This window comes from Fertoeibacter niger (genome assembly GCF_009380135.2).
Lineage (GTDB): Bacteria > Pseudomonadota > Alphaproteobacteria > Rhodobacterales > Rhodobacteraceae > Fertoeibacter > Fertoeibacter niger.
Map to the genome: position 1 here is coordinate 302,920 of NZ_WHUT02000005.1, position 12,108 is coordinate 315,027.

Consider the following 12,108-nt stretch of genomic DNA (forward strand, 5'->3'; position numbering starts at 1 on the left):
ACAACCTTAGATCTGGCTGATTTCATGCGCATTTGCTTCAACCGAGCGGGCAAGCGCAGCCAGTTCCAGCGCGATCGCTGCGGCATAGTCCACCGCACCCCGCTCGGCCTTCCACAGGCAATGTGCGGCCATGCGCCAGTGAAAGGCCGGTGCCAACGCGCGGTAGCGCGCGGCAAGAAGCGGCGGGCAGGCAGCCAGAAAGGCTGCTTGCTGCCCACTGTCCAGCACCCGCCCCCGGTAAAGCATCTGCATCGCGGGTGACAGGAACGCCGCCAAATCCTCGGCCGCGTCGCCCTCGGCGGGGCATTGCCAATCGATCAGCATCACCCCCTGCGGCCCGGCAATCACATTGCCTGCCACCACATCGCCGTGGATCAGGCAGGGCCGCACCACAGGCGGCACATCGCCTGCAGGCGGCGGCGGCAATGCCCCCTGGCATGCCGCCAGCATGGCCCGTCCCTGCCCGACCAGCGCCGCATGGCCGGACCCGACCTGTCGGAAGCCGCTGCCCGAAAAGGCATGCACCTTCGCCAGCAATGCCGCCACAGGTGCCGGATCGCCCGACCACGGCCGCCCCGCCACATGGGTGTAGCAAACCCAGCCCTCACCTGCCGCGCACAACCGCGGCGCCAGGCCATGCGGACCAAGCCGCACCAGCGCGCCCGCCTCGGCACAGGCATCATTCGGGAACAACGGGCTGGCGGCGGCCCTATCGTAAAGCTTCACAACCACCGAACCCAACCGCCAGACCCGGTTGCTGCGGCCCCCTGCCAGCGGCTGCCAGTTTTCGCCCGCAAGGTCGGGCAAAGCCCCCAGAACCGCGCGCACCAATGCGGCGGGTGGCGGATCGCCGCAGATTGAGGCTTGGGTGAGGGGCATGGACATTCCGCAGCACAGAGATCCGAACCTAGGCTCGCCCTGCGCGCAGGGCAAGTCGTGGCGTCTCGTGCGCAGTGTCTCAGTTTGAAATGAGAAAAATTGGGGCAAGTTTCCCTGCCCCGAAAATTATCACGCCATCCGGCGGGCGGCTTCCTCGCTTCCGGGGTGCCGTTTGCCCTTGATGACTTCGTTGACCCTGCCCTGGTTCACATCGAAGAAAGCGGCAATCCGGTTCTGGTATTCACCAGCCCAGTATCGCCGCCAAATCTCGACAGCATCGGCAAAGGTTAGGCGGTAGCTTGGTTTGCGCGGTCGCGCCATTTGTAGGCTCCAACAATGGAGCCGTTGACTGAGCGCTTGACCATGAGTCCACAGTATGCGAAACACACAGTGTGGATTCACAACAACCGCCAGCCAACGGCGGGTTTCTCAGACCGCAGGGCGTTACAGCGCCCTGCGGTTTTTGTTTTAGGTGATTCGTTTAGGTGAGTCCAGCCCACCCACCACATTCGGTAGGCGGTCAACCCGACAGTCACAAAATGTGACGCGTTACGCGCCCTTTTTCTTGTATGGCCCGCGCGGCTTCGGTGCGGGCGCTGCGGCGTCGATGATCCCGACCAACCAAGTCATGTCATGGAGGGTGTTCGTAACGCCTGCGGCCATCGCCGGAGTCATTTTGAGCGACTTGTGAGTGCGCACAAAGTTGTAGTGCACGAAGTATAGCGACAGCATGTGCAGGTGGTTTTCCAGCTTCTTGCTGAACCCGTTGGTCAGGCGGGTGAAGCGGCGCATCCCCATACGCACGGTCAGGTTCTGGCGCTCAACGTGGCTCGTGCTGATCATCTTCGGATCGGGGTTGCCGAAGATCGGCTCCTTCCGTGCGCCAGTGCATTCAGCGGGGGAATACTTGCGCTCATGGCCCTTAGCGCCCGTGGGTTCGCCATACAGCTTGATCAGCATGGCATAGTCGATATCGGCGGCGAAGGCATCGCCCACAGCCTTGAGGTAGGCCCCATGCCCGTCTGTGGTCAACTGAACGCGGGAAGCCAGGCGGTCGGCCAGATCAAACATGAAGTCACGGGCGGTTTCGGCGGAGCGGTCGCCAACCTCAAAGGCCAGGATCATCTTGCTATCGCGGTCAATCGCGGTCCACGTCCACACGTCGCCAGCGCCATCCGGTGCGGCTTTCGCAGTAGCAACGTTCTTGTCCTTTGCGTAGCAGAACGACCAGATTTCATCGCACTGGACCTGTTGCGCCTTCACGTCGCGCACGGTCACATCATGATAAGCCGCGCAAGCCTTGCCAGCATCTTCAAGCAGCTTGGTCACGGTGTTGATCGAAACACCAGTGATGCGGCTGATCGAGCGCATGGACGAACCTTCAACCAGAAGGTTCAGTATGGTGATGCGGGTTTTGATGTCGAGCTTGTTCATACCCCCAATCTAGAGGGGTGAAATCCATTTAGCAAGTATAATTTTCATTTTGAAAGCTGCTTCTGGGCAATTATTGACACTATACCCCCAAGGCTACCGCTAAATATCACAGACTGTATCTTGGACAGTTGGTCATCGGTTAGCCATGACCAACTGACTGGCATAACGTAGTGCCACGCCCAAGAGACAATGCTCGACAAGAACAGCAGGGCAAAAACGATCATCATAGCAACGACAACCCACCCATATACCCAGAGCCAGGTAAGATCGTTCTTGGCCTTCTGACCACGAAGAGCCTGTTCATCCGGGAAAAGCTTCTCCTCTTTGTGGGCAAGTGAATCCACTGCCCACAAAGGAGGCTCAAGTCCGTCAGGCGGCGGCGGAACGTCTGACACGATGTAGCTCGTCGTAGTGCTGCTTGATCAATTGGTCAGGTATTGCCTTGTTATACACGCCTTCTTGATAGACTTGCTGCCATGGGGTTCCACTTTGATGCGTCAAACTTGACAGGGCAATCCCTGACATATGCCCGTAGGCATTGAAGACATTTTCCAAGAACCCCTTTGTTTGAGCATCAACAACGGGTTCGTCGGGGCTACCCACGAAGTCAAAACCTATCTGCTCCCTGCCGAACCTCTTGGTGGCGTGATACAAATCCGGGATAACTGGGCCATACTTCCAAGCTTCGATACGGTTCTCAAACAGGTCTGATCCCCTGAGAGGAAAACTCCACCCATGAGCGATGTAAACCAACTTCATAAGCTGAAGTGGCGTAAGCATTTGCCCCTTACCCTTGGCTATACGCAGAATTTGGTCTGCAATTGTGATAGCTGAGTAAGCCATCACCCCCACCTCGCCGCTGCGGCGCGCTCCGCGATCTCGCGGCGCTGAGCCTCTGTCGTGTTCTCTTGACGTGCCTGCGCTCCAGCTAATCCGCTCGCGCGCTTGGCTGGTTGCTTCAGTGTCGTATCTTCGATTTCTCCGGTCGCGATCCTCGCGATGTGAACCGCATTGCCTATCGCGTCCGCAGGGCGAATCTGCCCGTTTGGTCCTTTCGGCATTGTTTCCTCTTGCTCCCTGGCGCGTGGTGTCCGCCATGTGGTCTGCGCCACGAATCAATTCTAGCACATGATGTAGAGCTTGACTCGTGCGAAGTAAGGGCCGGGCTAACCCCTCGGCCCACAGCATGTAGATGGGGGTGCGATGCGGCATAGTCAATCCACCCCAATTTCAAACTGAGACACTACCGTCTCGTGCGCCTTGCATCCCGAAGCCCCCTGCCGCTGGCCGGGCCTGTCAGCAGGTGGAACTGCGCTAAACCCCACCCCGCAGTGCAGTGACATCTGCTGCCAACACCTCGATCCCGCCACGCAATACCAGCATCGTGCCATTCGGGCCACCCCGCGCCTCGGTGATGGGGGCGTAGACCTCGACCGGCCTGGTGTTCAGCAAATCACCGTTGCTGTAGCTTTCCAGGCTGAAACTATAGGCCCCCGCAGGCAATGGATCGCCCGCCATATCTGTGCCCGCCCAGTCCATTGGCCCGGCAATCAAGGGGATATCTTCGCGAGAGATCAGGCTGCCCGCTGCATCGCGCACCACCAGCACCGCCCGGTCGGCCAGGGCTGCCGGGTTGGGCGACAGCGTGACAGGTGCCCCATCGACCCAGGCGGGGGCGGCCACCCGCGCCTCCTTTCCCACCCAGCCTGCAAGCTGTGCCAGGTTCATCACCCCGAACTGGCTGCCCAGCGATTCAAGCAGCTGGTTGGTGCGCTGCTGCTGCTCCACCCCCGAAAAGGTGGCCAGTTGCACGGCATAATCCGACGAATCCATCGGGTTCAGCGGATCCTGGTTCTGCAACTGTGCGGTCAGCATGCGCAGGAATGTGGTGTAATCCGAGGGCGCGGCACTGCGCGCCTGCGGGGACGGGGTCGCAGCGGCATTGGCCGAAAGCGGCGCTATGGTCATTCCGGTATCCTTCAAAGCCGCAGGTCAAGGCCACTGGCCGGGCTGGCCCGTGCCGCATCTGCAGCGGGTGGCAGGGGAGGTGGTTCTGTCTCTTCCGGCGCAGGGGCGGGTTCAGTTGCGGGTGTCCCCTCCCATTCGCCAAAGCGAAAGCTGGTGAAGCCAAAGCCTGCCTGCCGGAACTCTTGCCGCAGGTCATCGGCATGGCGGCGCAGCAGATCGAGTGTTTCGGGACGTTCGGCATGCAGGGTCACGCGGATCGCATCACCATCGGTAGAAACTGTCATGCGCAGCCTTCCCAACTCCTCGGGCGCGAGGGCCAGTTCAACGGTAGCATCAGACAGGACGCGCGCCGTTTCTGCCAGCACCACAGGCAGCGCAGGTGGCAATGGCGCGGGCGGACCAGCCGGCACCGGGGGCAACGGCGCGGCGTTCATGGCAGATGCCGGACCGAGTGGCACAGCGTCAGGTAGCGATGGGGCAGAAACCGGCGGCGATGGCAGAGCCGGCGCACCTTCATCAGCAGCCTGCAAGGGTGGCGCGGGCTGCAAAGTGGCACGGGGTTGTGTGGTATTGGTGTCGTCCGGCAAGGGCAGGGCAAGCAGCGGCACCTCATGCGGCAAGTCCGATTGTTTCAGGACAGGCCGACTGCCGGTAGTGTCGGGCGGTGAGGTCGATTCCGGCAAAGCGGCAGTCAAGGGCCGCAATGCAACGTCGCGCAGCGGCCCACCGTCGGCATCCGGCGCATGATAGGCCTGCGACGGGCGAACATGTCGCGCCACATCACCTTCGCGCATCGTGGCCCAGACTGAATCAGGTTCGTCGTGAGAGGCCAGATTCCCGCCTACGGGCTTGACCGGCAAGGTTGCGGCCATGAAAGTCACAGGACCGGTGCTGGACGGTTTGCCTGCAAGGTCCGCAGCAGCGGGGGCAGAACGGTGATTCAACTTCGTGACAAAGGCTGCGGCTTCCGGCGGTTCATTGCTTGCCAGGTGCGGCAGGGCAGCGGTGGATTGCAGCGCCGCGGCGGGTTGCGCGGCGAGCGTGACCGGCGAGTGTGGCAACTCCGCGGCGGCGGCAGGATGTTGCGCATTCTCTGCACGAAAGGCCCCTCTGGAAACGACAGGTTGGGCGGCGGCGGCCAGACCCGCCGGATTGCGAAGGCCCAATGGCGCGCCAAGGATGCTGTGGTGGCGCCGCCCCACGCCCTGCCAGGAGGCTAGATCGCGGCCAGCCTGATCTGGCACGGCCCCAATGGCCTGACCTGGCAAGGTTTTCACAGGAACTTGCGACAGGTCGGCAGGGCCTTGCGCCGGCCAGTGTGCATTCTGCCGAACCGGCAAGGCTGGTGGCAAGTTGCCAGCGGAAGGGTCCGAGACGCTTTGCACAACCCCGCTTGCCGTGCCCGCAGCCATCGATGCCGGGCGAGTGATCCGTGGCGCCGCGCCATCAAGGGCCGGGGGGCGCGGAACAGCCCGCGTCGCGTCAGCCAACACTTGCGCCAGTGGCGCAAGAACTCTTCCGGCACCGGGCCGGTCGGGGCCAGCGGCAGATAGGTCAGGCATCGAGACGCGGGATTGGGGCAACAGGGGGCCATGGCGATCCGTCAAAAGCGCCTGCGCCGCGGAATCGGCTGGCTTCGCCGGACCGGCAGCACCGCCTTGTGGGTTCACAATCGGTTCGCCGTCCGGCTGTGCCCGCGTTTGCGGCAGAATTACGGCAGCAGGGGCCGGGCGGACGGGCAGCGGGGGCCGGGCGGCAACGTCAGCTGCAGGCGGGAATGGCGGCGTGCCGCGATCCACGCCAAGGTTCCGGGGCCCAGCCAGAACGCCCGGGACAGGGGGCAACGGGGCAGCACGTGGGGTGACAGAATCGGCAGACCCCAGCCGAGCCGCATTCAAAGTTATGAAAGCAACCGGCTGAGCGCCTGTATGGCGCAGCACTCCGCCGCGCTGCCCTGCTGCCGGGTGAACAGTTTTGGCGGGGGGCTGCAAGGCCACTGGCCGGTCCGCCGGGGCGGTTTCACCGGCAGCCGATACCCTGTCGGCAAGACTGCCGCTCCCGGCCTGCACCGCCGGTTTTGCGCCAGATGGACCATGCGGCGAAGACGGTGCAGGCAAACCTGCCGCAGATCGCTCCGCCGGAATGGCAATCCGGGCTTTCGGCGCAGGCTGGGCTGCTTCTCGCACCCGAGTCGGCGATGGCATGCCCGGATCGGCCTGCACCTGGGCGACACGTGTCGCTGGCCGCAGGCTGTGACCGGGCACAGATGGCATATCTGCTAGGCCCGGACGCGACGCGGCGGCAGCAACACCCACGACCATTGTGACGTGCAGGGTGTCTTGCGGTTTTGCCTGCAGCGGGCCCGAACCGGCAGCAGGCGGGGCAAATTGGGCGAACCGGGGCCGCTCGCCAACGAGACGAGGCGCCGAGGCGGATGCCTGTGCAGTATCGGCATTCGTGTTTGCCACAGTTGGGGCGACGCGGCTTGGCATGCCCGGGGCCGCGACAACGCGCGATACCGGCGAATCCTGAAGCGCCGCCCGCACCCCGGACGGATCCAGAGCCGCCACAGGCACGCCTTGGGCTGGGGGAACTTGCGGAGATGCTGCACGACTGGGGTTGGTGTGATGAACCGGCGTCTGTGAAGCCCTTTCAGCCCCGGCATAGGCCCGGTGCGCCGGTGCGTTTCTGCCGAGTTGCGCAAAAAGAGGCGGGGGTGAAAGAACTGTCGGTGCCGGAGCGCCCGACAGGGTCGTTCGCAAACCCTCGGTTGGCAGGGCTGAGCGAGATGGCAGCGCGGCCTCTGGCGGCAGCAGGCCAGACCGGGCAACAGCGTTGGGCAAAGCCGCATCGGGCGCGGGTGTCTGCAAGGGTGATGATGGCTGGAGCGGCCCGGAGCCGGGGCGTTCAGCCGCGGCCACCGCATCGGCGGGCACCGCAAACCGCGCTGCTTTCTTGGCATCGCCAGCGGGATCATCGGGCGATGAAACCTGCAATTGGGAGGGCAGGCCGGGCCCGGGCAAAAGGGGTGTGCCTTCACCACCGGCAGCGCGGGCCGGCTCACCCAATGCGGTCTGGAACCATTGAGACACTGGGGCCGGCTGTGCCGCAGCCTGCTGGGACGGTGCAGGGGCTTGCCCTGATGAGACGGCACGCAGGGCCGCCGGTATCTGCACGTCAGATGCGCTGGCCGTGTTTGCCGGGCTGGCAAGGCGCATCGCGTCACCTGCGATGTTGTGCAGTGTCACTGCGGCTTTCGGCGCTGCCGACCGTGGCATTTCATCAGCACCCAGCGCATGTGGCGCCTCTGGCAACGCCTGCGGCGCAACATCGGCCCCGCCCTGCAAAAGACCTTCCGCCACATGTGCGGCCGCAGGCGGGTTCGGGGCGGCGTCAAACGCCCGGTAGGCAGCCGCAATTTCAGGCAGGGGCATGGGCGGCGCACCAGATAGCCGGTGCAGCGGATGCCCCGCGGCAGAAAGCAATCCGTCCAAAGGCTTGTCAGTGACGCGCAATGCGGCGTCGGCCGGATTTGGGGCCAGATCTGCAGGGTCAAGCCGGTTGCTGAACCACGCCGGCGGCAGTGCCGCCACGCTTGCGGAATCAGAAAGCTCGTCCGGTGTGCCGGCCACTTCTTGGGCAGGTTCCTGCGGTTCGTCAGCGGTCGGGCCGTCCGGCGGCAGAACGGTCATCGGGCCACGCTCGGCCCGGTCTGCCTCTGCCTGCGGCCCGGCTGGCGCGTCTCCCATCATGTGCGACGTAAACGCATCGCCGCCAAGGACGGTCGCACCGTTTCCCCCGCCGTCCGCTTGAGCGCCGCTGCGGCCCGCGCCGACAAGCGGAAACAGTAACTGAGTGATGAACGTGAACATCTGCGCCCCGACTTCTGCCGTCATGCCCGCAGTATTCTGGCTGCTGATTACCAGATGTTTACCCCGGAAGGCCGATAGTGCGGAAAATCCGAACAAAAGGAGACGCCCTATGATCATCCCTGCCAACCTTGCGCCCAACGCTCTGCCGCCTGATCCGCTGCGGCAGAAGGCCGTGGAGCTGGAAGCCGCCTTTCTGTCGGAAATGCTGGCGCATGCCGGTCTGAGCAGCGACGCTGGTGCGTTTGGCGGGGGAATCGGGCAAGACCAGTTCGCCTCATTCCTGCGGCAGGAACAGGCCATGGCCATGGCGCAGCGCGGCGGTATCGGGCTTGCGGAACATCTGTTCCGGGCCATGAGCCTTGGGGCGGCAGGTCCGGGACCGGAGGTCAACGATGAGCGCTGATCTGACTGCGCTGGACGACCTGCTTGACCGCATGCTGGGCTGCATTCTTTTATCTGACCTGGCTGCTCTGTCACCGCTGGCGGCCGAAGCCGAGACGCTGCTGGCACGCGTGACGACGCCCGCCGACATCGTTGCGGTGCATCGGCTGCGGGCCAAGGCGGAACACAACGCCCGCTGTCTGGCGGCGACGGCACGGGGTTTGCGCGCTGCACAGCGCCGCCTCGCGGAAATCCGCGCCCTCAGGGAAGGCCGGACGCGGCTGGTGACCTATGACGGCCAGGGGCGCCGTGCAGAGACCGCGCTTTCCCCGGCCAGCCTGACACGGCGCATCTGACGGGCGCGATTTGGCTTAAATGCCGGGCATTGCGGGCTTGGCGCTTAGGAAACTCTTAGAACCTTGACTGCAATCTTGGCGCTGCATCCCCAAGCGGGATGGCGCGGCCGGGGCCAGCTCCGCCGCTTGGGCCAGAATGCCCCTCCCGTCATCACAGGCGATGGCTTATTCCGCCGCGCGCAAAGCGCCGGCCCCATGAGGGATGAAACGATGTCTTCCATTCTTACCAACACCAGCGCGATGGTGGCCCTTCAGACGATGAAGGCGATCAACACCAATCTGAACAAGGCGCAGAACGAGATCGCCACCGGCAAGGCCGTGGGCACGGCCAAGGAAAACGCCGCCACCTGGGCCATCGCCAAGGTGATGGAATCCGACGTGAAGGGATTCAAGAGCATTTCAGACAGCCTGTCGCTGGGGTCTTCGACCATCGCCGTGGCCCGCTCGGCAGCCGAACAGGTCACGGACCTGCTGGGCGAGATCAAGACAAAGATCGTCGCATCGCAGGAAGAGAACGTTGACCGGACCAAGATTCAGGCCGACATCGTGTCGCTGCGCGATCAGGTGGCCTCGATCGTCGGGGCCGCGCAGTTCAACGGGCTGAACCTGCTGTCCAACCGGCAAGGCGGGGCCACGGTTGCGCAGATCGTCGGAAATACTGGCGCGGGCGCGGGGATCTTCGGTTCCAGCAAGGTGTCGGTTCTGTCGTCGCTGGACCGGGCCTCGACCGGAGCCGTCACCACATCGACGATTCTGGCCAGCAAGGGCGATCTGGGCCAGCAGGCCCGTACGGCGGGCGCAGGCACTGATCTGGCGGCAGCTGCCATCACCGGTGCCGGTGCGATTGCCGCTGGCGCATCGGGCGCACTGACCGTGGTGGGCGACATTGCGACCGTGGCGCGCGGCGGCAACCGCGTTCTTGCAGGCGACACCTATACTGTCGCCGGCCTGACGGGCATCACCGCCACGCTCAGCTACGTCGCGCGCGACGGTGAAAACGTGACCGATGTCGCCAAGGGCCTGGTCAGCCGCATCAACTTTGAAGCGAAGAAGGCGGGGCTCAGCTACACTGCCGAATTCAGCGGCACCGCCGGGGTCACGATCACCAACGGCACCGCGACGGCCATTACCACCACCACAGCCACCACATCAGGCGGCACGGCGGGCGGCGGGCTGGCGCTGCTGGGCGAGATTGATGTCTCGACCGAGGCCGGGGCGGCGGCAGGCCTCGCCGCGATCGAAGGGCTGACGCAGACGGCGATCAAGGCCGCGTCGGATTTCGGCACAGTGCAAAAGCGGATCGACATCCAGAACGATTTCGTAGGCAACCTGATGGATTCGCTGAAGGCAGGCATCGGCTCGCTGGTCGATGCGAACATGGAAGAGGCGGCGGCGCGCCTACAGGCGTTGCAGGTGCAGCAGCAACTGGGCACGCAGGCCCTGTCGATCGCCAACCAGGCGCCGCAGAACATCCTGGCGCTGTTCCGGTAACGGGTTCGGGCCGGGGCATACCCCCGGCCCAGCCAACCCGCCCCAGACCCGACCGGAAGGATGAACCATGAGCCCGCTGGACTCTGCCCGCACCGCCTATGCGCGGCCCGATGCCCCGTTGCGCACGCCGCGCAGCCTTGAATACGATCTGCTGGCCCGCATGACGCAGCGGATGACTGCCACCGCCACCCGGCGCGACACTGATTTTCCCGCCTTTGCCGGGGCGTTGCATGACAATCTGCGGCTGTGGTCCACGCTGGCCGCCGATGTGGCGGGGTCTGGCAACGGGCTTCCACCCAAACTGCGCGCGCAGCTGTTCTACCTTTACCAGTTCACCGCCGCCCACAGCGCCAAGGTGTTGGAAACCTCCGCCGACATCGAGGTGTTGGTCGATATCAACACCGCCGTCATGCGCGGCTTGCGCGGCGACGGGAGGCGGGGATGACAGGTCTGGTGCTGAAACTTGGCCCGCATGAGCGGGTGCTGATCAACGGCGCGGTGATCGAGAACGGTGAACGTCGCTCGCGCCTCGCCATCATGACGCCGAACGCGCATATACTGCGACTGCGCGACGCGATCCACCCTGAAGAGGTGAACACGCCGGTGCGCCGGGTCTGCTATATCGCGCAGATGGTGCTGTCAGGTGATACCGTGGCGGGAGATGCACGGATGCAGCTGTTGCGCGGCATCGAACAACTGAGTCAGGTGCTGACCGACCCCGACAGCCGCCTTTTGCTGGCCCAGGCCACGGCAGCTGTGCTGGAGGAGCAGCCCTATCAGGTGCTGAAAGCCCTGCGGGGCCTGCTGCCCCGGGAGGAGCGGCTGTTCGCCGCAAGCCCGGCATGAGCTTTGCCCCGGTGGTGCCACTGTCGGGCTATGGCGGCTGGGCCTTTCTGAAACGCACGATGGAAAGCCAGAAGGCCGCCTTCGCCGCCAGCCCCGCCACAAAAACCGATGAGGCCTGGTTCCGCGAAAGGATCGGCAGCATCACCCGGGCCGAAGATCTGGTGGCCGACCGGCGCTTGCTGAAAGTGGCGCTGGGTGCCTTTGGACTGGATGGCGGCATCAACAACAAGTTCTTCATCCAGAAAGTGCTGGAAAGCCGCACGCTGGACACGGGCGCATTGGCGAACCGGCTGGCGGACAAGCAGTATCAGAAACTGGCGCAGGCCTTCGGCTTTGCCGACTTCGCCACACCACGCACGCAGCTTTCGGATTTCGCCGACCGGATCCTGAGAGATTATGGCACGCGGCAGTTTGAAATTGCCGTGGGCGCGCAGAATGATGATTTGCGCTTGGCCATGCATGCCGAACGCGAGCTGCCGGTTCTGGCCCTCAGCACGACCACGCAGGATACCAAGTGGTTCACCATCATGGGCAGCGCGCCGTTGCGCCAGGTGTTCCAGACCGCCTTTGGCCTGCCCACAGGCTTTGGCGCGCTGGATCTGGATCAGCAGTTGGCTACGCTGAAAAGCAGGGCCGCGCAGGTGTTTGGCGACAGTGACGTCGCGCAATTCACCGATCCCGCGCAGATGGAGACTCTGCTGCGCCGGTTTCTGGCGCGCTCTGACGCGGCAGCGGCCGTGTCACCCACGGCGAGGGGAGCTGCGGCGTTGCAGTTGTTGCAGGCGGGCCAGCAATCTGCGGGCAACTTCCTGTCGCTGTTGCGCTGATCAGCTGGCGAGGCACGCCGCCAGCCGTCGAAAACTGCCTGCCACACCGTCCGG

12 protein-coding genes are annotated in these 12,108 nt (G+C 64.2%); 6 read left to right on the plus strand and 6 right to left on the minus strand.

The annotated features are described in order from the left end of the window. Positions 1-6 precede the first annotated feature (6 nt). The 6 genes from GEU84_RS10960 to GEU84_RS21435 form a co-directional block, all read right to left on the minus strand. Positions 7-879, minus strand: coding sequence for a phosphotransferase family protein (locus GEU84_RS10960; protein ID WP_174539778.1), 873 nt, complete (start codon positions 877-879; stop codon positions 7-9). Between the two features lie 129 nt (positions 880-1,008). Further along, positions 1,009-1,200, minus strand: a complete 192-nt coding sequence (locus GEU84_RS10965) for a hypothetical protein (RefSeq protein ID WP_152826371.1) — start codon at positions 1,198-1,200, stop codon at positions 1,009-1,011. Between the two features lie 228 nt (positions 1,201-1,428). Then, positions 1,429-2,313, minus strand: a complete 885-nt coding sequence (locus GEU84_RS10970) for an IS1 family transposase (protein WP_152826373.1) — start codon at positions 2,311-2,313, stop codon at positions 1,429-1,431. Between the two features lie 369 nt (positions 2,314-2,682). Continuing rightward, positions 2,683-3,156, minus strand: coding sequence for a Panacea domain-containing protein (locus tag GEU84_RS10975; RefSeq protein ID WP_152826375.1), 474 nt, complete (start codon positions 3,154-3,156; stop codon positions 2,683-2,685). Between the two features lie 471 nt (positions 3,157-3,627). Continuing rightward, on the minus strand, positions 3,628-4,281 hold the full coding sequence (locus GEU84_RS10980) for a flagellar hook assembly protein FlgD (protein ID WP_152826379.1): 654 nt from the start codon (positions 4,279-4,281) through the stop codon (positions 3,628-3,630). An 11-nt stretch (positions 4,282-4,292) separates the two neighbouring features. Next, positions 4,293-8,270: a flagellar hook-length control protein FliK gene (locus GEU84_RS21435; RefSeq protein ID WP_338144781.1), complete on the minus strand. Its 3,978-nt coding sequence runs from the start codon at positions 8,268-8,270 to the stop codon at positions 4,293-4,295. On the opposite strand from GEU84_RS21435, the gene GEU84_RS10990 reads away from it, so the two are divergent. The 6 genes from GEU84_RS10990 to GEU84_RS11015 all read left to right on the plus strand — a co-directional run bounded on the left by GEU84_RS10990 (position 8,263) and on the right by GEU84_RS11015 (position 12,054). Continuing rightward, a complete protein-coding gene (locus GEU84_RS10990; protein WP_152826382.1) occupies positions 8,263-8,556 on the plus strand; it encodes a rod-binding protein in 294 nt (97 codons plus the stop codon). The two genes, GEU84_RS21435 and GEU84_RS10990, sit on opposite strands and share 8 nt — an antisense overlap. After that, complete coding sequence (locus tag GEU84_RS10995) at positions 8,546-8,890, plus strand: hypothetical protein (protein WP_152826385.1); 345 nt, start codon at positions 8,546-8,548, stop codon at positions 8,888-8,890. The genes GEU84_RS10990 and GEU84_RS10995 overlap by 11 nt, the downstream gene beginning before the upstream one ends. 210 nt (positions 8,891-9,100) lie before the next feature. Next, entirely contained in the window at positions 9,101-10,381 is a 1,281-nt protein-coding gene (locus GEU84_RS11000; protein ID WP_152826387.1) for a flagellin, read from the plus strand. A 67-nt stretch (positions 10,382-10,448) separates the two neighbouring features. Next, the gene (flaF, locus tag GEU84_RS11005) at positions 10,449-10,826 is read left to right on the plus strand and encodes a flagellar biosynthesis regulator FlaF (protein WP_152826389.1); all 378 of its coding nucleotides are present in this window, start codon (positions 10,449-10,451) and stop codon (positions 10,824-10,826) included. Next, positions 10,823-11,227: a flagellar biosynthesis repressor FlbT gene (gene flbT / locus GEU84_RS11010; RefSeq protein ID WP_152826395.1), complete on the plus strand. Its 405-nt coding sequence runs from the start codon at positions 10,823-10,825 to the stop codon at positions 11,225-11,227. Before flaF ends, flbT begins: the two co-directional genes overlap by 4 nt. Then, positions 11,224-12,054 (plus strand): DUF1217 domain-containing protein, encoded by an 831-nt coding sequence (locus GEU84_RS11015; RefSeq protein WP_152826400.1) that lies wholly within the window; start codon positions 11,224-11,226, stop codon positions 12,052-12,054. Before flbT ends, GEU84_RS11015 begins: the two co-directional genes overlap by 4 nt. Positions 12,055-12,108 lie beyond the last annotated feature (54 nt).